The 17896-nt window shown below is 70.0% G+C and carries 15 protein-coding genes and 2 pseudogenes; 12 read left to right on the top strand and 5 right to left on the bottom strand.

What is annotated here, in order from left to right; all coding sequences use genetic code 11:
* Positions 1-85 precede the first annotated feature (85 nt).
* The 4 genes from ACWCRB_RS04470 to ACWCRB_RS04455 all read left to right on the top strand — a co-directional run bounded on the left by ACWCRB_RS04470 (position 86) and on the right by ACWCRB_RS04455 (position 3603).
* The gene (locus ACWCRB_RS04470) at positions 86-733 is read left to right on the top strand and encodes an RNA polymerase sigma factor (protein WP_450994577.1); all 648 of its coding nucleotides are present in this window, start codon (positions 86-88) and stop codon (positions 731-733) included.
* The gene (locus ACWCRB_RS04465) at positions 730-1368 is read left to right on the top strand and encodes a hypothetical protein (protein ID WP_450994576.1); all 639 of its coding nucleotides are present in this window, start codon (positions 730-732) and stop codon (positions 1366-1368) included. Before ACWCRB_RS04470 ends, ACWCRB_RS04465 begins: the two co-directional genes overlap by 4 nt.
* Positions 1365-2735: an acyltransferase family protein gene (locus ACWCRB_RS04460; protein ID WP_450994575.1), complete on the top strand. Its 1371-nt coding sequence runs from the start codon at positions 1365-1367 to the stop codon at positions 2733-2735. Before ACWCRB_RS04465 ends, ACWCRB_RS04460 begins: the two co-directional genes overlap by 4 nt.
* A gap of 64 nt (positions 2736-2799) precedes the next feature.
* On the top strand, positions 2800-3603 hold the full coding sequence (locus ACWCRB_RS04455; protein ID WP_450994574.1) for an SAM-dependent methyltransferase: 804 nt from the start codon (positions 2800-2802) through the stop codon (positions 3601-3603).
* Between the two features lie 288 nt (positions 3604-3891).
* Here ACWCRB_RS04455 and ACWCRB_RS04450 read toward each other — a convergent pair whose 3' ends face one another.
* Positions 3892-8061, bottom strand: coding sequence for an nSTAND1 domain-containing NTPase (locus ACWCRB_RS04450; RefSeq protein WP_450994573.1), 4170 nt, complete (start codon positions 8059-8061; stop codon positions 3892-3894).
* 278 nt (positions 8062-8339) lie between these two features.
* On the opposite strand from ACWCRB_RS04450, the gene ACWCRB_RS04445 reads away from it, so the two are divergent.
* The 4 genes from ACWCRB_RS04445 to ACWCRB_RS04430 all read left to right on the top strand — a co-directional run bounded on the left by ACWCRB_RS04445 (position 8340) and on the right by ACWCRB_RS04430 (position 11725).
* Positions 8340-8852, top strand: coding sequence for a toxin-antitoxin system HicB family antitoxin (locus ACWCRB_RS04445; RefSeq protein ID WP_450994572.1), 513 nt, complete (start codon positions 8340-8342; stop codon positions 8850-8852).
* Positions 8853-8988: 136 nt separating this feature from the next.
* Positions 8989-9837 carry a DUF4097 family beta strand repeat-containing protein gene (locus ACWCRB_RS04440; RefSeq protein ID WP_450994571.1) on the top strand — a complete coding sequence of 283 codons (849 nt, stop codon included), beginning with the start codon at positions 8989-8991 and terminating at the stop codon, positions 9835-9837.
* An 80-nt stretch (positions 9838-9917) separates the two neighbouring features.
* Entirely contained in the window at positions 9918-10919 is a 1002-nt protein-coding gene (locus tag ACWCRB_RS04435; protein WP_450994598.1) for an ATP-binding cassette domain-containing protein, read from the top strand.
* On the top strand, positions 10916-11725 hold the full coding sequence (locus ACWCRB_RS04430) for an ABC transporter permease (protein ID WP_450994570.1): 810 nt from the start codon (positions 10916-10918) through the stop codon (positions 11723-11725). Before ACWCRB_RS04435 ends, ACWCRB_RS04430 begins: the two co-directional genes overlap by 4 nt.
* A 25-nt stretch (positions 11726-11750) precedes the next feature.
* Here the strand turns inward: ACWCRB_RS04430 and ACWCRB_RS04425 are convergent, their stop codons facing one another.
* The gene (locus ACWCRB_RS04425; protein ID WP_450994569.1) at positions 11751-12755 is read right to left on the bottom strand and encodes a hypothetical protein; all 1005 of its coding nucleotides are present in this window, start codon (positions 12753-12755) and stop codon (positions 11751-11753) included.
* Between the two features lie 186 nt (positions 12756-12941).
* On the opposite strand from ACWCRB_RS04425, the gene ACWCRB_RS04420 reads away from it, so the two are divergent.
* Both ACWCRB_RS04420 and ACWCRB_RS04415 read left to right on the top strand, forming a co-directional pair.
* On the top strand, positions 12942-13358 hold the full coding sequence (locus tag ACWCRB_RS04420) for a YciI family protein (RefSeq protein WP_369034452.1): 417 nt from the start codon (positions 12942-12944) through the stop codon (positions 13356-13358).
* A 35-nt stretch (positions 13359-13393) separates the two neighbouring features.
* Complete coding sequence (locus ACWCRB_RS04415; protein ID WP_450994568.1) at positions 13394-14533, top strand: RNA polymerase sigma factor; 1140 nt, start codon at positions 13394-13396, stop codon at positions 14531-14533.
* 1 nt (position 14534) lies between these two features.
* On the opposite strand, the gene ACWCRB_RS04410 is transcribed toward ACWCRB_RS04415, so the two are convergent.
* The 3 genes and pseudogenes from ACWCRB_RS04410 to ACWCRB_RS04400 all read right to left on the bottom strand — a co-directional run bounded on the left by ACWCRB_RS04410 (position 14535) and on the right by ACWCRB_RS04400 (position 15966).
* The gene (locus ACWCRB_RS04410; RefSeq protein ID WP_450994567.1) at positions 14535-15059 is read right to left on the bottom strand and encodes a hypothetical protein; all 525 of its coding nucleotides are present in this window, start codon (positions 15057-15059) and stop codon (positions 14535-14537) included.
* Between the two features lie 145 nt (positions 15060-15204).
* Positions 15205-15369 (bottom strand): annotated as a pseudogene (locus ACWCRB_RS04405) (helix-turn-helix domain-containing protein); the annotation flags it as partial.
* 15 nt (positions 15370-15384) lie between these two features.
* Positions 15385-15966 (bottom strand): hypothetical protein, encoded by a 582-nt coding sequence (locus ACWCRB_RS04400; RefSeq protein WP_450994566.1) that lies wholly within the window; start codon positions 15964-15966, stop codon positions 15385-15387.
* Between the two features lie 773 nt (positions 15967-16739).
* On the opposite strand from ACWCRB_RS04400, the pseudogene ACWCRB_RS04395 reads away from it, so the two are divergent.
* Positions 16740-16985 (top strand): annotated as a pseudogene (locus ACWCRB_RS04395) (DUF6596 domain-containing protein); the annotation flags it as partial.
* A gap of 359 nt (positions 16986-17344) precedes the next feature.
* Entirely contained in the window at positions 17345-17851 is a 507-nt protein-coding gene (locus tag ACWCRB_RS04390) for an N-acetyltransferase family protein (RefSeq protein ID WP_450994565.1), read from the top strand.
* Positions 17852-17896 lie beyond the last annotated feature (45 nt).

Raw genomic sequence — 17896 nt, 5'->3', positions numbered from 1 at the left:
GGCTCCTTGTAACGCTTTTCGGATCTCCGTCCAAGAACAGGTGAAGAGCGAAGGCCGCTACGAGCAGGACGCAAAGGAGATGCCAGTGGATGGTGCGGAGGCGGAAAGGTTACGGGGTGGGCCCTCCGATGCCGTCCATGACCCGGCGCTCTTCGAGGCGTTCTACCGGCGTCATGTCGACGCCGTGCTGCGGTTCGTGGCCCGACGGGTCGACGACCCCCACACGGCGGCCGACCTGACGGCCGAGATCTTCCTCGCCGTTCTCGACTCGGCCCACACGTACAAGCCGCGCCTGGGCAGCGAGACGGCCTGGCTGTACGGGATCGCACGCAACGTCGTGTCGTCGGAGCGGCGCCGGGTCGCCCGGGAGGCCGAGCGGGACCGGCGGTTCTCCGGGCGACGGCTGCTGGAGGCCGACGACATCGCCCGCATCGAGGACAGGCTCGACGCGGAGAGTCCGGGTCGGCGCGCCCTGGCCGCACTCGAGCGGCTCCCCGAGGGCGAGCGGGCCGTCCTGGAGCTGATCGTGGTGGACCAGCTCACGATCCCGGAGGCGGCATCCGCGCTGGGCATCCGCCCGGTCACGGCCCGGGTCCGACTGCACCGGGCACGCAAGGCGCTGCGCGGGGAGGCGGGTTCGCAGGGGTCCAGGAGTCCCCGGAGTCCTGGGAGTCCAAGGGTCCCGGAAACACCGGACACATCACTGCTGTACGTCAGGAAGGGCGAGGCATGAACACGGGGAGGACGTCGTTCGAGGAACGGCTGCTGAAGGAGCTGCAGCGGGAGATCGAGCTGCGCGAGAGTGTGTCGACGGAGACCGAAACGGGTGAGGGCGGGGCGAACACCTCCGTACGGCGTCTGCTCACCCCCCGCCGGATCTCCCTCGCCGCAGCGGTCTGTGCGGTGGCCGGGCTCGCCGCGGTGGTCCTGCCCGGTTCGCCGGCCGACTCGGTGGCGTACGCGGTGGAGAGCCACAGGGACGGCAGTGTCACGGTCACCCTCCAGGGCGAACGCATCAACATCGATGCCCAGTACGAACTCGCGGAGGAGCTGAGCCCGAACGGCATCGTGGTGGACGTGGAGCTGCTCCCGGCCGGCTACACCTGCAAGCCGTGGGGCGACGCCGCCGCCCTCCAGCTGGTGTCGGCCGACAAGGACGACATCGTCAGTGGACCCGTGCACGCCTGGAACGTGCCCGTGCGGGTCACTCTGAGCCGGGGTGACGTGGTGGTCTTCGAGAACAGCAAGGGCAGCGCCGAGCCGCAGGCGGTACACGCCTACGAGATCGACCGGTACACGCTCGACTCCTCCACGACCGAGGCCAAGTCCAAGCCTTGCGTCCCCGTCCCCGTGAAGCCCACCCGATGACCAGCCCACCGAGCCCCGCAGGGGACCGCCTGAGTCGACTGGGCTGGCTGGACGCCCTGCGGGGCATCGCGGCGCTCGTCGTCGTGTTCGACCACTCGGCGTACTCGTTCCTGCCGGAGTTCCGGCGGGAGCTGGTCCCGGAGTTCAACACCAGCCGGTACGGCATCATGGTGTTCTTCCTGGTCAGCGGCTACATCATCCCGGCGTCGCTCGAACGCCGGGGCAGTGTACGGACGTTCTGGATCGGCCGGGTCTTCCGCATCTACCCCCTGTGCGTGGCGGCCGTCGCGACCGTCCTCGTCCTCGGCCTCCTCGGGATCGCGGAGCCGCGTACCGACCTCGGCGCCGCCACCACCGCCCTCGCCCATCTCACCCTGTTCCAGGAGCTGTTGGGCACCCCCAACCTCCTCCTCGTCCTGTGGACGCTCTCCTACGAGATGGCCTTCTACCTCCTGGTCGTCGCCCTCTTCACGGTCCGTCGACACGAGCGGCCGGCGCCGGTCGCCGTCACCCTGGCCGTGCTCGCCGCCGTGAGCGTGGCAACAGGGGTCGCGATCCCGGTCTCCGCCCTCTCCGACGCGGTCGGCACCGGCACCCTGGTCACGCTCACCGCGATCGCCCTGACGGCAGCCATCTGCTGTACGAGCGCCAGGTCGCCCCGGCTCCAGGCGTTCGGGGGCGGGGTGGGCGCGGCCCTCGCCCTCGTACTGGTCCTCTTCAACGGCACGGTCCCGGTGTGGGAGGGCCTGGTGATCCTCGCCGTGATGTTCCTCGGCACGGTCGTCCACCGGGCCGAACACGGCCGGAGCAGCTGGTGGTACGCGGCCTGTATGGCCGTCGTGGTCGTCGTCTGCGCCGTGGGGAGCGCGTACGGGCACGGCGACGGCACCCAGTTCACGCGGCGCGGCTGGATCACGGCGTTCCTGCTGGCCGTCCTCACCTTCGGCACCGGACTGGCGCTGCGCCACCGCCGCGTACCGCTCCTGCTGATCGGCCTGGGCACGATCAGCTACTCGGTCTACCTGCTGCACCCACTGCTGCTGATGGCGAGCGACGGCACGATCGGCCGACAGCGGCAGAACACTCCCCTGCTCGAAGTGGCCTTCTTCGCCGTGCTGTTGCCGCTGTGCGTACTGAGCCACCGGTACATCGAGGCACCGGGGCAGGCGCTGGGCCGAAGGCTGGCGAGACGGCGCCCGAAAGGATCCGGGCAGAGCGGGTCCGGTGCGAGCGGGCCGGGTGCCGACGGCGATCGAATACGCGGGCGCGCGACGGCGACGGCAACGACAGGGAGAGGCCGGAGCGATGCCGACGTGCCTCGTCGAGTCCCAGTCGCCGTGAACTACCCTCACGGGAACGGAAGTTGAAACTGAGGCCGACGCAGAAGCCGACACAGAATCCGGCACGGAAGCCGACCGGGAGGACCGCAGGGTGAGCCAGGATCACGTCCGGATCGAGGACATCGACACCAGCAGGCCGCACCCTGCCCGGATCTACGACTATCTGCTGGGCGGCAAGGACAACTACGAGGTCGACCAGCAGGCCGGGGAGGCACTGGCCACCGCCGCGCCCGAGGTGCGGATCGGGCTGCGGGCCAACCGTGCCTTCATGCGGCGCGCGGTCCGGCACGTGGTCGGCAACGGCGTACGCCAGATCCTCGACATCGGCACCGGCCTGCCCACGTCACCGAATGTGCACGAGGTGGCCCAGGAGCTGGTGCCGGAGGTGCGGGTCGCGTACGTCGACAACGACCCGATCGTGAAGGCGCACGCCGACGCGCTGCTCAGCCGCTCGGGCGGCGGGACGAGCACGGTGCTCGCAGATCTGCGTGACCCACGAGCCGTCCTGGAGCACCCGGACGTCCGCCGGATCATCGACTTCGACGAGCCGGTCGCGCTGCTCCTGGTGGCCGTAGTCCACTTCCTCGCCGACGCGGACAAGCCCGGGGAGATCCTCGCCACCCTGCGCGACGCGCTGCCGGCGGGCAGCTTCCTGGTCCTGTCGCACGCCACGGGCGACTTCGCGGACCGCACGGACGCCCAGGCCGAGTACAGCAGGAAGGCCACCGCCACCCTGAACCTGCGCCCGCGCGCGGAGGTGGAGCGGTTCTTCGACGGCTTCGAACTGGTCGACCCCGGCCTGACCCAGGTCCCGTTCTGGCGCCCCGACGGCCCGCCGCCGGAGGGGTCCGAGGAGATCGGCATCTACGGGGGTGTGGCCCGCAGGACCAGGTGATCCAGAGGGCTTGGAGGGAGTTGGAGGAGTTGGAGTATCTGGACGGCCGGTTCACGGTGGCCGGTGACGGTGGTCGAGGTAGGCGAGTACCGCCCGGACCCCGGCGGTGGCCGCTCTCCGTCGGGGAGAGGCCGAGCTTGGCGAAGACGGGTTGGGAGATGACCTCGGGGTCCATGGCGGTGCCGCCCGCGGCGACGCGGCGCAGGGCGTCGGTGAACTCCGCGACCCGGACCACCCGGTCCTTGAACAGATAGCCGAAGCCGGTGTCGGTGTGGGTGTCGTAAGGCCTCAACTCCCGCACGGTGGCCGGTACTTCCACTGTGGGAAGTACTGGCGCCATTCGGCGCGGGTGATCGTCGGGTAGGCCGTGGCGCAGATGCGGGTGGCGACGCGGTCGATGTCGGGGTCCCAGAGGAGGGCGGTCCAGTCCTCGCTGCCGGTGGCGAGGGTGCGGCCGTCGGGGCTGAAGGCGAGGGTGTCCACCGGCTTGGTGTGGGCGGCCAGCAGCACCGGTTCGCGGACCTCGCCGCCGGCTGAAAGCCCGTACAGCCGCACCCTCTTGTCTGCGCTCGCGGCGGCCAGCGTCCGGCCGTCCGGCGCGAAGGCGACGGACATGACGCCGTCGGTGTAGCCGGTGAGACGGTCGCGGGCGAGCGGGTGGCGGGGGTCGTCGATGCTCCAGAGGCGTACGGTGCGGTCCTCGCTGCCGGTGGCCAAGGTGCGGCCGTCGGGCGTGAAGGCGACCGACTTCACGGCGCCGGTGTGGCCGGTGAGGACCGACAGCCGGGCGGGGTGGCGTCGGCGGGTGACGTTCCAGAGGGTGGCCGTACGGTTCCGGCCGGCCACGGCCAGGGTGCGGCCGTCGGGCGCGAACGCCACGGAGTCGACGGCGCCGGTCAGCCGCAGGACGGACAGCGGGCGTGGGTTGCGTACGTCGGTGGTGTTCCAGAGGCGTACGGTGCCCTGCTCGCCGCCGGTGGCCAGGGCGCGCCCGTCGGGGCTGAAGGCGAGCGTGTTGACGTGATCGATCCGGGCGGGGACCGCGCTGAGGAGCCGGGACGGGCCGTCCGCTCCCGGGGCCCACATCCTCAGGGTGCCGTCGGCGCTGGCGCTGGCGAGAGTGCGGCCGTCGGGGCGGAAGGCGACCGAGTTGACGGGGCCGGTGTGGCCGGTGAGCGGGGGGAGTTCGCGTGGGCGGTTCCGGTCGGCGAGGTTCCAGAGACGTACGACGCGGTCGTAGCTGGCGGTGGCGAGGAGCCGGCCGTCGGGGCTGAAGGCGACGGAGTAGAGCGAGCTGGTGGCGCCGGTCAGGGCGGGGCCGGGCAGGTCCCAGAGCCGGGTGCTCTGGTCCTCGCTGCCGCTGGCCAGCGTGCGCCCTCCGGGCCCGAAGGCCAGCGCCCGCACGCTCCCGGTGTGCCCCGTGAGCACGGCCGCCTCGCGAGCGGAACCGTCACCCTCTCCATCACTTTCCACGTCCCACCGCCGTACGGTGCCGTCCGTGCCGCCGGTGGCCAGCTGCCGCCCGTCGGGGCTGAAGGCGACGGCGTTGACGGCATCGGTGTGCGTGGTGAGCACCTGCGTCTGCCGGGGTCGACCCGCCTGCCCCACGTCCCAGAGCCGTACGGTGAAGTCGGCGCCGCCGGTGGCGAGTTGACGCCCGTCGGGGGCGAACGCCATCGCGTTCACGGGGCCGGTGTGGGCGGTGGGGGTGGGCTGAGTGGGTTGGGTGGGCTGGGAGGTGGGGGCGGCCTGGTCGGCCCAGTCGGCCCCGCCCGCCTCGCCGGGCAGGCCCGTCCGTCCCGGTACCGTCGACAGTCGGCGTAGTTGTGGTTGTCCGCCCGACTCCGTCAGCTCGGACAGCCGTACGGCGCCGTCATCGTGGCCCGTGGCCAGGGTGCGGCCGTTCCGGTGGAACGCGGCGGCGGAGATGTCGGGGCCCGCGTCCAAGGTCGCGAGGGCGTGCGGGCTGCGGGGGTTCGACAGTTGCCAGATCCGGATTCCGTCGCGGGCGGCGGTCGTGAGGGTGCGGTCGCGGGCGTCGGGGGCGAATCCCAACCCCACCACCGGACCGGCGCCGCCCGGCAGGCGTGTCGCGAGCCGGGGGTGTCGTACGTCGCCGATGTCCCACAGCCCCACCGTGCCCTCCTCGCCCCCGGCCGCCACCAGCCGCTCGTCGGGGCTAACGGCGACCGTGCGTACGGTGCCGCCGAGGCGGCCCAGGGTGACCGGCTCGGCCGGTCTGTGCGGATCGGGCACCCCCTGTAATCGCACGGTCCCGTCGGCGTCGCCGGTGACCAGGATGCGGCCGTCGGAGCTGAACGCCACTGCGGTGACGGCACCCTGACGACCCGTCAACTGGGTTGCGTACGGGGTCGCGAAGGTGCTGAGTACGCTGCCGCGTGCCTCCGGGGTGGGCGACAAACGGTAGGCGGCCAGGCTGAGTTGGGCGGCCAGGGCCGGGTTGACGCCGCGCAGTGCCGCCGCCCGTTCCGCCGCCCGCTGCGAACCGACGACGTCACGCTGCTGGTCCGCCGCCCGCTGTGCCCGTACGGCCAGTGCCGCTGTCGTCGTGGTCAGCACCAGCAGGACGCTCAGCAGCCCCACGCCCAGGCGCCGGAACCGGGCCCGGCGCCGTACCGCCGCGTGCTCCGCCGCCCGGGCGGCCAGACCGGCGTCGAGGAACTCCCGCTCCGGTACGGACATCGTCGTACGGTCGAGTCCGGCGGCGAGCGCGAGACGGGTACCTCGGTAGAGCGCGCCGGGTTCGCGTCCGAGCGCCTCCCAGGTCTGGGCGGCGTCGGTGAGTCGGCGTGCGGTCCGGGTGGCCTCGCGATCCTCGGTGAGCCAGCCGTGCAGCCGGGGCCAACATCGGATCAGCGCCTCGTGGGCCAGCTCCACGCGCTCACGGTCCAGGGTGAGGAGGCGTGCGCCTGCTGCCAGGTCGAGTACGGCACGGATCTCGCCAACGCCGGGACCGACGCCGGGGCCGGGGCCGGCATCGGTGCCATCACCACGACCGGCACTGGCACCACCACCAACACCGGTGTCACCGCCACGACCGGTACTGGTACCGCCGACACGACCGGCACGGCCAGCACCAGCCCTATCTCCGTCACCGCCCCCGCCCTCGCCCTCGCCCTCGCCACCAGCCCGATTGCCGTCACCGGCCCCGCCGCCATCGCCCACTCCCGCCAACCCGTCCAGTTCCTCCAACCGCGCCGGGCGCCGGGTGTCCTCCGTGCCATCCCCCAGCGCCGTCAGCCGTACGAACACCTGGCGGGCCAACTGTTGCCGCCCCGGGGCCAGTTGCTGGTAGAACTCCTCGGCCGTGCGCGCGAGGGCGCCCTCCAGGCCGCCCGCCGCCTCGAACGCGTCCCGGGTCAGCGCGTTGCCGCGCCGGCGACGCCAGGTCTGCAGCAAGGCGTGGGACAGGAGGGGCAGTACGCCCGCCTGGCCGTGGGCCTGGGCGATGAGGGTCGTCAGGAGGGTGCCCTCGATGGTCAGTCCGGCCCGTTGCGCGGGCTGCACCACCGCACGGCGCAGTTCGTCCAGGCTCATCGGCCCGACCGGTACCTGTGCGTCGCGCATCGCCTCGACCAGGGGCGCGTGGTGGGTGCAGTGGGCGTAGAAGTCGGCGCGTGCTCCCAGGGCGACGCGACATCGGCCGCCGGCATCCGCTGCGGCGGAGACGAGCGCCTCGATGAAACGGTCGCGCTCGGCGACATCCTGGCAGAGCGTGAACGTCTCCTCGAACTGGTCGACCACCAGCACGAGTTCACCGTCGGCCGCACCGGGCCGCGGCGCGGTGATCTGCCGTACCAGGCGCCCCAGGTTCTCCGGGTTCTCCCTCAACTCCCCGTACAGCGCACCCGGCATGAGGCCCGCCATCACCCCGAGCCGTACGGCGCACTCCTCCAACGGCCGTGCCCCCGGCGTCAGTACGACCACCGTCGTCGCGGCGGCGGCCTCAAGACGCGGGACCAGCCCGGCCCGCAGCAACGACGACTTGCCCGAGCCCGAGGCCCCGATCACCACCACGAACCGCTGCCGCTCCAGCCGCCCGACCAGCTCCTCCAGCAGCCGCTCCCGCCCGAAGAACCACTCCGAGTCCTCCTCGCGGAACGAGCGCAGTCCGGCGTACGGAGGAGGCTGGTCGTCCTCCTCGGCCGGGCCTGAAGCCGGATACTCCTCGCCGAGAAGTACCGCCACCTCCCGCCAGAGCTGCTCCCACTCCTCGACGTCCCCGTCGCAGGCCCGCACGTACGCCAGCGTCACCGCCAGTGTCGGCAGCCGCTGCCCGGAGGCGGCGGAGGACAGTGTCGAGATCGAATAATGTGCCTGCTCCGCCAGTCTCCGGTACGGCGGATTCCCCGCCTTCCGCCTCAACTGCCGCAGTCCTGCGGCGAATTCGACTAACGGACCGTCCCCCGCGTCCAGCGGTCGCTCCCTGCGCGGCATCGCCGCACCTCCCCGATGGTCCCCGCAGCTCCTCGTGGCTCCCCGTTCCCCCGTGTCACGGCTCGCGCGGCGCGTCGCATTTTTCAGGACTTGTTTGTTCGACACCAGGCTTCGAACACGAACAACGCGTGAGCCGCCGCATGTGGAGGTGTGCAGTACACCTTCTTCCAGTTCTTCCAGTGCAATCGTGGCGCCGCGTGGTGCCACGTGACGCCAAGTGGTGCCACTCGACACCACCAACACTTGCCTAGGCGCCACAGCGGTGCCACAATGGCGTCATGGACCTCACCCCGTACGTCGACTCCCTTCGCCGCGAACTCGCGGTGGCCGCCGAAGCCGGTGGCGACGAAGCCCGCGAGCTGGCCGAGAGGCTGACCGCGCCCCTGCAGTCGGCGACCCGGCTGACCATGCTCAACGTGCTCTCCGCCGCGATGGACGAGATCACCCGTGAACTCGCCCCCGGCTCGGTCGACGTACGGCTGCGCGGCCTCGACCCCGACTTCGTGGTGACGCTGCCGCCCACCTACGACCGCGCCCCCGAGGAACCGGCCGCACCCGCCGAACCCCTCAGAGCCCCGGCCGACGGCGACGAGGGCGGCATCGCCCGCGTCAACCTGCGGCTGCCGGCCCACCTCAAGGCCCGCGCGGAGGAGGCCGCGACCCGCGAGGGCCTGTCGGTCAACGCGTGGCTGGTGCGAGCCGTGTCGGCCGCGGTCGACGGCGGCACCCGGCCGCGTACGCCGGAGAAGGCCCAGACCGTCGGACAGAGCTTCACCGGCTGGGTGCGCTAACCGCGTTCCCACGCGCACCCCACACCACCGCACCCCACACCACCGCACCCGCACCCGCACCCGCACCCGCACCACCTCACCCACACCACGTCCCACCAGCGGGGACGTCTCCAAGACCCAAGAGGACGGGACAGCCATGCCTTCTTTCGACACTCCCGAAACGATCTCGGTCACGGCGCGCGTGGAGGCCGGTTCCATCCAGTTCACCGCGGGCGACCGCCTCGACACGGTCGTCGAGGTGCGGCCCCGCGACCCGAAGAAAGACCTGGACGTGAAGGCGGCCGACCAGACCGAGGTCACCTACGCGGGCGGCACACTGACCGTCCGGACACCGAAGGGCAATCTGCTCGGCCTCGGCCGTACCGGCACGGTCGACGTGACGGTCGAACTGCCCACGGGCTCACGCGTCGACATGACCGGTGCCTGGGCCCAGGTGCTCGGCGAGGGCCGGCTCGGTGAGGTCCGCGTGAAGACCTCGTCCGGCGACGTCCGCTTCGACACGACCGGCCCGTTGCACCTGACCGCGGCGCACGGGTCGATCACCGTCGACCGGATCGAGGGCACGGCCGAGATCACCACCAGCTCCGGCAGTGTGCGCGTCGGCCTCGTCGACGGCTCCGCCGTCCTGAAGAACTCGCACGGCACCACGACCGTCGGCGCCGCGACCGGCGAACTGCGGGTGAGCGGCTCCAACGGTGACATCGAGATCCGGCGCGCCGAGGACTCGGTCACCGCCACCACCGCCCACGGCACCCTGCGCGTGGACGAAGTGGCCCGTGGCGAGGTCCAGTTGGAGACCGCCTTCGGCGCGATCGACATCGGCGTCCGCGAGGGCACGGCCGCCTGGCTCGACGTCAGCTCGACCTCCGGCCAGGTACGCAACACGCTCACCGCGTCCGACAGCCCGGGGCAGACCGAGGACACCGTCAGGATCCGCGCCCGCACCCGGTACGGCAACATCGACGTCCGCCGCGCCAAGGCCTGAGCACCTCCAGCACCTCCAACTCCCGCTCCACTCCCACCACTTCAGCCTTCTCCCAGGAGGGCCACATGCCTTCATCTGTCATGCCCACGTCCAATGCATCCAATACGCCCAGTGCGACCGCCGCCGCCATCTCCACCGTCGGTCTGCGCAAGTCGTACGGCGACAAGACCGTCCTCGACGGCATCGATCTGCGCGTCCCCACCGGGTCCGTCTTCGCCCTGCTCGGCCCGAACGGCGCCGGCAAGACCACCGCCGTCAAGATCCTCTCCACCCTCATCACCGCCGACGCCGGACAGGCCCAGGTCGCGGGCCACGACATCGCCACGTCACCGGACGGGGTGCGGGCCGCGATCGGCGTCACCGGACAGTTCTCCGCCGTGGACGGCCTGATCACCGGCGAGGAGAACATGCTCCTCATGGCCGACCTGCACCACCTGCCCAAGCAGGAAGGGCGGAAGGTCGCCGCCGAGCTGCTGGAGCGCTTCGATCTGACGGAGGCCGCGACCAAGCCCGCCTCCACCTACTCCGGCGGTATGAAGCGCCGCCTGGACATCGCCATGACGCTGGTCGGCAGCCCCCGGATCATCTTCCTCGACGAGCCGACGACGGGCCTGGACCCGCGTTCCCGGCACACCATGTGGCAGATCATCCGTGGGCTGGTCGCGGACGGGGTGACGGTCTTCCTCACCACCCAGTACCTCGAAGAAGCCGACGAACTCGCCGACCGCATTGCCGTGTTGAACGACGGCAGGATCGCCGCCGAGGGCACCGCCGAGGAACTGAAGCGCCTCATCCCCGGCGGCCATGTCCGCCTCCGCTTCACCGACCCCGACGCCTACCGCTCCGCCGCCACCACCCTGCGCGAGGTCACCCGCGACGACGAGGCACTCGCCCTCCAGATCCCCAGCGACGGCAGCCAGCGCGAACTGCGCTCCCTGCTCGACTGGTTGGACTCGGCCGGCATCGAGGCGGACGAACTGACCGTGCACACCCCGGACTTGGACGACGTGTTCTTCGCCCTGACCGGCCCAGCCGCCAAAGTCCCCAACCAGTCAAGCCCGTCCAAGGAGAACGTCCGATGAGCACTGCCCTCGCCCTCGCCGTCCGCGACTCGAACACGATGCTGCGCCGCAACCTGCTCCACGCCCGCCGCTACCCGTCGCTCACCCTGAACCTGCTGCTGACACCGGTCATGCTGCTCCTGCTCTTCGTCTACATCTTCGGCGGCGCGATGAGCGCGGGCATCGGAGGCGGCGGCATCGGGGATGGCGGGTCGGACCGCTCCGCCTACATCGCGTATCTCGTCCCGGGCATCCTGCTGATGACCATCGGCTCCACCACGATCGGCACGGCCGTGTCCGTCTCCATGGACATGAACGAGGGGATCATCGCCCGCTTCCGTACGATGGCGATCCACCGCGGGTCCGTGCTCATCGGGCACGTCGTCGGCAGCGTGTTGCAGGTGCTCGCCAGCCTGGTCCTGGTCGGCGCCGTCGGTGTGGCCATCGGCTTCCGCTCCACCGACGCGACGGCCCTGGAATGGCTGGCCGCGTTCGGACTGCTCGTACTGTTCGCCCTGGCGCTGACCTGGATCGCGGTCGGGATGGGCCTGTCCAGCCCGAACCCCGAGGCGGCCAGCAACACAGCGATGCCGTTGATCTTCCTGCCGCTGATCTCCAGTACGTTCGTGCCGATCGACGCGATGCCGGGCTGGTTCCAGCCGGTCGCGGAGTACCAGCCGTTCACGCCGGCCATCGAGACCCTGCGCGGCCTGCTCCTCGGCACGGAGATCGGCAACAACGGCTGGATCGCGGTGAGTTGGTGCCTGGTACTGGCCGCGCTCGGCTACTACTGGTCCAAGTCACTGTTCGACCGCGACGCGAAGTGAAGTAGTGGCTACTTGCTGAGGCCGGCTACTTGCTTGGACCGGGGTTGACGTTCTTCGACAGGTCCGACTGCATCTCCTGATAGGAGCGCGCCGCATGCCCGTTGCCCTCGTCGTGGCGGTACATGAGGTAGTCGTAGAGCACCGCCACACACGTGTCCCGGTTGGCGTACGGAGCGTCGTCGACGAGTTCCCTGTCCCGGGAGACCTCCCTGATCCGCCCCTGTTCATCGGTGTACAGGGGATGCCAGATCAGCTCGACCTCGGGGTGGATCCGCTGGAGCTGCCGCAGCTGCGGAACCTCCTGCCCGATGAGGACGCTGTCCGGGCTGTAGCTGCGCAGGAAGATGTGGACCGGGCCGGTCGCCTGGGCGGCGTAGAACTTCGACAGGGCGTTCCACAAGGGACCTTGCAAGCCCCAATTCCTGTGGAACTCAAGCTCGTTGAAGACCCTCCCGGCCCGCGTGAACTCCATCGGCGTGTAGCCCTTGGACTGCGCGTACTTGCACACGTCGAACCCGCCGGACCACAGCGCCATCCTCGGCGTCGTGAAGCCGCTGTTCTCGCGCAGCATCTCGATCGCCTGCTGGTACCAGTCGTTGCCCTCGCGCCGCAGCCGACGCTCCGTCCTGGTGAGCGAGGGGTCCGCCGACGCGGAGTTGATCGTCTCCTGCTCCCGCAGCCCGCCGACCAGGAGCGACCACAGGTTCTCCACGACGTTCGCGGAGAACCCCGCGTCCGTCATCAGCGTGCGGTACATGGCCCACTCGGGATGCGCGGTCGGATCGTCGGTGTGATGCCGGTCGGCGGCGTTCGGCCCCGGCCACTTCCGCTGTACGACGGTCTGTACGGCGGCCTGCTGGCCCCGGGCCTGCCCGATCGCGCGGGTCACCGCCGCGTTCCCCGCGGACCTCTGCAGAGTCCGTACCCAGGCCTCGGGGCCGCCGCAGGCCCGCCCGTCCCGCTGCCGCCCCGCGGGGCCGCCGTCCACGGCGGTCCTGTCCAGCGGCCCCAGCGGCCTGGGCCTGAGCATGGTGTCTCCCTCGATCCCTCGAAGCCAGAGAGGGCCAAAGATAGCGCCCCGGAACAGCGCCAAAAAAAGTCCCGAGAAAAGTCCCAAGAAAAGTTAGCCGACGATGTCGAGAACCCGCGTCCCGCTCCGTCCCCGGTGTGAACGCGACCAGAATGGGCCGCACCAGCACATCCCAGGAGACACACCATGGCCAAGTACCTGCTGCTCAAGCACTACCGAGGCGCCCCGGCCGCCGTCAACGACGTGCCCATGGACCAGTGGACGCAGGACGAGATCACGGCGCACATCCAGTACATGCGGGACTTCGCGGACCGGCTCGAGAAGACGGGCGAGTTCGTCGACGGTGAGGCGCTGGCCCCCGAGGGGGCGTGGGTCCGGTACGACGGTGAGGGGCGCCCGCCGGTCACCGACGGCCCGTTCGCGGAGACCAAGGACCTGATCGCCGGCTGGATGATCATCGACGTCGACACCTACGACCGTGCCGTCGAACTGGCCGGGGAGCTGTCGGCCGCCCCCGGAGCGGGCGGCAAGCCGATCCACGAGTGGCTGGAGGTACGCCCGTTCCTGGCCGCGCCTCCCACCATCCCGGAGTGCCCGCACTAATGACCCCGTCCACCTCATCGAAATCGAACCCGTCGATGAACGAGGCCCTGCTCCGAAGCCTCACCCCGAACGTCCTCGCCGTCCTCGTCCGCCGCGGCGCAGACTTCGCGGCGGCCGAGGACGCCGTACAGGACGCGCTGGTGGAGGCGATCCGCGTCTGGCCGGCCGACCCGCCCCGGGACCCGAAGGGCTGGCTGGTCACGGTGGCGTGGCGCCGGTTCCTGGACGCGACCCGGGCGGACACGGCCCGCCGCAGACGCGAGGACCGCGTGGACGAGGAGCCGACGCCGGGCCCCGCCCCGGCACAGGACGACACACTCCAGCTGTACTTCCTGTGCGCCCACCCGTCCCTCACCCCCTCCTCGGCGGTGGCCCTCACACTCCGCGCGGTCGGCGGACTCACCACCCGCCAGATCGCCCAGGCCTACCTGGTCCCCGAGGCGACGATGGCGCAGCGCATCAGCCGGGCCAAGCGCACGGTGTCCGGCGTACGGCTCGACCAGCCCGGCGACGTCGCCACCGTGCTGCGCGTCCTCTACCTGGTCTTCAACGAGGGCTACTCCGGCGACATAGACCTGGCCGCCGAGGCCATCCGCCTCACCCGCCAGCTCGCCACCGCGATCGACCACCCCGAGGTCGCGGGCCTGCTGGCCCTGATGCTGCTCCACCACGCGAGGCGCGCGGCCCGGACAACCCCCGACGGGGAACTGGTACCACTGGCGGAACAGGACAGATCCCGCTGGGACACGAAGACGATCGCCGAGGGCGTGGAGATCCTCCAGACGGCCCTCTCCCGAGACCGTCTGGGCGAGTTCCAGGCCCAGGCGGCCATCGCGGCCCTCCACGCGGACGCACAGACCGCCGAGGAGACGGACTGGGTCCAAATCGTGGAGTGGTACGACGAGTTGGCCCGCCTGACAGACAACCCGGTGGTTCTCCTCAACCGCGCGGTAGCGGTGGGCGAGGCGGACGGACCCCGCGCGGGCCTGGCAGCACTGGCGAAACTGGACGACTCGCTACCCCGCCGCACAGCAGCGGCGGCCTACCTGCACGAACGCGACGGCGACACGAAAACGGCAGCCCGCCTGTACGCCGAGGCAGCCCAAAAGGCCCCCAACCTCGCCGAACGCAACCACCTGACCCGCCAGGCGGCCCGCCTCAACGCCGACCGGTAACTCATCCGGGCGTCGCGATTCGCGGCGACGAATACAGGCGCTGGTCCTTTCCCAGGGGTTGTTCCTCGACCCTGCCGAGCCACAGGAATATGCCGTGGCGTCGCTCCCAGAAGGACACGTACACGCCCTTGACGAACCGCTCCGGTATGAACACAACCCCCCAAGCGACGCCCCAGGGGTCCCAGAGCAGGCCGAAAAGCAGGATCGGCAGTCCGACGGTGACGATGAAGGATCCGTGGAAGCTGCGGCGCATGGACTCACGCGGGACGGGGAGTATCGCCTCGGGGTCGGTCAGGGGGAGCGCGCTCTCGAAATCGCGCTTCTCGCCGCCCAGCCACCACGACCGGGTCAAAACCTCCTGCAGGCCGATCAGCGCCATGACCACTACAAGCCACAGCGCGAGAAACACCTCTCCGCTGCCAGTCTGCGGCAGCCCACGCAGGGCGATGACCACAGGCGCGGTGACGGCCGTGGCGATCCCCACCTCGACGACCGCCGACAATTGATGGTGAACGTAGCGCACCACGGTTTTCCCCCTCCGCATGCACCTGCCGGGGCGCACGCAGGACTCACTATGTACACCGTGCGCCCCTCGGTAAACCCCCCGCCCCTGGGCCCGACAGAACCGTGACTTCACGTCAGGCTCCGGGACGCCCGGGTGACTTCCGGGCACGATTTCCAAGGGTGAACGTCTTTGGCCGACCGCCCCTGCAGTTCGGATACAGCGAGTCGAAACCGTCCGTGTTGAAGTCGTGGATCACATCGCGGACCCAGTCGTGGCTGGCGAACGACACCTCAGCGATCTTCGCCACCGGTATGCCCCGTGCGGAAATCAGCGCCCTCGGCTGCTGTCAGGCTTCGATGCGAAGCCACGTGTCGCCGGCGCGAAGCCACAGAAAACCCTCACGACCCTGACCGCAGCGCATGACCACCCGTCCAGGTACTCGAATCTTGCGCCGCTCGGTCACACTCCAGGCATCACCATCCAACTCAGCTCGCACCACTTCGGTTGACCGCTGGTTGTGAACGCGCCTGGTCAGGACTGCTCGCCGGCCGCGCACGGCGAACCCGTCCGGGTGACGTACGGGGCTGGGCCAACTGGTCACCTCACCGGTCGACGGGGTGATCCGCGTCAAGAACGTGCCACCCCGCCGACTGCCGGAATACCAGATCAGCCAGACCCGGTCCCCCTCGGTGGCAGCGGTGCATCCTTCCAACGGCACGTCAGGAAGACGACCTCCCGGAGCCCAGGTTGCCTGGCCTTCGGCACTCCAGCCGGCAAGACCGGTTGCCGACTCCGGATGCCCTCCGTAGATGCCTTCGTCTCCGTAAGCCGTCCAGATCGATCCCCCTCGATCGGTCGCCAGAACAGGGATGTCGTCACCGATGCAGAAGGTGGCCTCTTGGTCACCACTTTCCAGAGAGAACACCACAGCGTTCGGGCTCCACTGTCCAGACTCCTCCTTGCCCGCTCGACCGCTTGCTATGAGGAGTCGGGACTCCGGGAGAAGTGCGATGTGGCTCGGCCTGACCGGCACGTCCTTGAGCGGTCGACGTTGAATCGACCCGTCAGCCTGGCGAATCACGAGTACCGCATCGAATGGGACCTGCGGGATCCATCCCACCCAACCCTTGCCGTAGCGACTTCGGCGTAGGTACTGCCGATGGACGAGCAGAACAGCAAGCTCCCCTGTCGGGCCGGCCGTCCACCACAGAGGGCGTCGTCCCGCCCAGCGCTCTGTTACAGACGGCTTCCAGAATCCCTGCACGTCGACCGTCGACACCAAATCCCCCTGCGTCATCCGACTGCCCCGCGGTGAGCTCACGAAGGCCATTCCGCACAGTCGAGTATCCGAACCTGCCGCCATTCCACGACAACCGGCACCTGGTGGCCTATCAGGAGTGCTTCGAGGATCTGGAGAACAGGGCGCTCAACGAGGAGAATACGATCGCCATGTTCGACGACCTCATCGCAAACTTGCACCGCACCTGACATCCAGTCGGCATGCATCGAGGCCCGGGACGCCATGGCCAGCGACGACGAGCGCAAGGGACCGGAGCTGGATGCCGGCCGCTCTCGACCCTCTGGGCACGGTTACAACGTCTTCCTCGAACCGGGGGCACTGCCGACGGAACGCCTGCCCGTCTACCCATCCCCCAGCGAGGGCTGGCCGATGTTGACGACACGATCAGACGCCTGCGGAATCTCGCCCCCCTGATGCTGCTCCACAACGCGAGGCGCGCGGCCCGGACAACCCCCGACGGGGACCTGGTGCCACTCGCCGAACAGGACCGAACGCGCTGGGACACGAAGACGATCGCCGAGGGCGTGGCGATCCTCCAGACGGCTCTCTCCCGGGACCGCCTGGGCGAGTTCCAGGCCCAGGCGGCCATCGCGGCCCTCCACGCGGACGCACAGACCGCCGAGGAGACGGACTGGGTCCAAATCGTCGTAGTCCTTGCGCGCGGAGGAGGTCGAGACGACCTCGGAGATCAGCAGGACGTCCTCGAAGCTGTCCCGTTTGCCTTCCCGCCAACACGACCGGCAGGGCCAGCAACCATTGGATCAGCGCCGCGATGCGCGGACAGGACGCGACGCCGGAGCGGCTCCGCCTCGACCGGCAGCTCGAAGGGCCATGGTCCACGGGCCCGATCCGCTTCACCTCGCCGAGGTGTTCGGGCTCAATGAGAAGACCGCGATGCGCTACGCGGACTCCGTACGGGCGCTACTGCAACAGACAGCCGAGCACTCGGCATCGCCCTCGGGAAAAGAACTTGGCTCGGATTGACGGGACTTGAAGAATGACGGCCATGCAGACTCGACAGGCGTGGCCTGAAGACGCATCAGCGGTCGCCGGTGTTTACGTGCGCTCCTGGCAGGCGGCCTTTGCCAGTCTTGTTCCTCAGCACTACCTCGACGCCATGGACCCAAGCCGCGAAGAGCCAGAGTGGAAGACACGCATCGCGGAGACACGATGGCCCTCGTCGGGAGTACTGGTGGCCGAAACCGAGGCGGGGATCGTCGGACTTGCAGGTTTCGGCCCGTCTCAGGAGTCCCCTGTCATCGCGGAAATCGGCACGCTTTACGTGATGCCTGAGGTCTGGGGCACTGGGGTCGGGAAGCAGTTGATGCTGGCCACGTTGACGGCTCTCGGACAGGCTGACTACGCGCAAGCCACCTTGTGGGTCCTGGAAGACAATGAACGCGCCCGGCGCTTCTACGAAGCCGCTGACTGGCGCGCAGACGGCGCAGCCGTGGAGGACACCACCGGTGGGGCCTCCCTCAACAAGTTGCGCTACCGCCGCCCCGTTGGCTAGCCCGCTCACCGGCCTTGGGGCCCAGTGGGAAAACCCGTATCGCTG

The sequence above is a fragment of the Streptomyces sp. NPDC002156 genome, assembly GCF_053593675.1.
This window is presented reverse-complemented; position numbering and strand designations above follow the sequence as displayed.

Excerpts from the sequence above, each read along its gene's own strand:
- ACWCRB_RS04465 (WP_450994576.1), top strand. The coding sequence starts at position 730 with ATGAACACGGGGAGGACGTCGTTCGAGGAACGGCTGCTGAAGGAGCTG.
- ACWCRB_RS04460 (WP_450994575.1), top strand. The coding sequence starts at position 1,365 with ATGACCAGCCCACCGAGCCCCGCAGGGGACCGCCTGAGTCGACTGGGC.
- ACWCRB_RS04450 (WP_450994573.1), bottom strand. The coding sequence starts at position 8,061 with ATGCCGCGCAGGGAGCGACCGCTGGACGCGGGGGACGGTCCGTTAGTC.
- ACWCRB_RS04445 (WP_450994572.1), top strand. The coding sequence starts at position 8,340 with ATGGACCTCACCCCGTACGTCGACTCCCTTCGCCGCGAACTCGCGGTG.
- ACWCRB_RS04440 (WP_450994571.1), top strand. The coding sequence starts at position 8,989 with ATGCCTTCTTTCGACACTCCCGAAACGATCTCGGTCACGGCGCGCGTG.
- ACWCRB_RS04435 (WP_450994598.1), top strand. The coding sequence starts at position 9,918 with ATGCCCACGTCCAATGCATCCAATACGCCCAGTGCGACCGCCGCCGCC.
- ACWCRB_RS04430 (WP_450994570.1), top strand. The coding sequence starts at position 10,916 with ATGAGCACTGCCCTCGCCCTCGCCGTCCGCGACTCGAACACGATGCTG.
- ACWCRB_RS04425 (WP_450994569.1), bottom strand. The coding sequence starts at position 12,755 with ATGCTCAGGCCCAGGCCGCTGGGGCCGCTGGACAGGACCGCCGTGGAC.
- ACWCRB_RS04420 (WP_369034452.1), top strand. The coding sequence starts at position 12,942 with ATGGCCAAGTACCTGCTGCTCAAGCACTACCGAGGCGCCCCGGCCGCC.
- ACWCRB_RS04415 (WP_450994568.1), top strand. The coding sequence starts at position 13,394 with ATGAACGAGGCCCTGCTCCGAAGCCTCACCCCGAACGTCCTCGCCGTC.
- ACWCRB_RS04390 (WP_450994565.1), top strand. The coding sequence starts at position 17,345 with ATGCAGACTCGACAGGCGTGGCCTGAAGACGCATCAGCGGTCGCCGGT.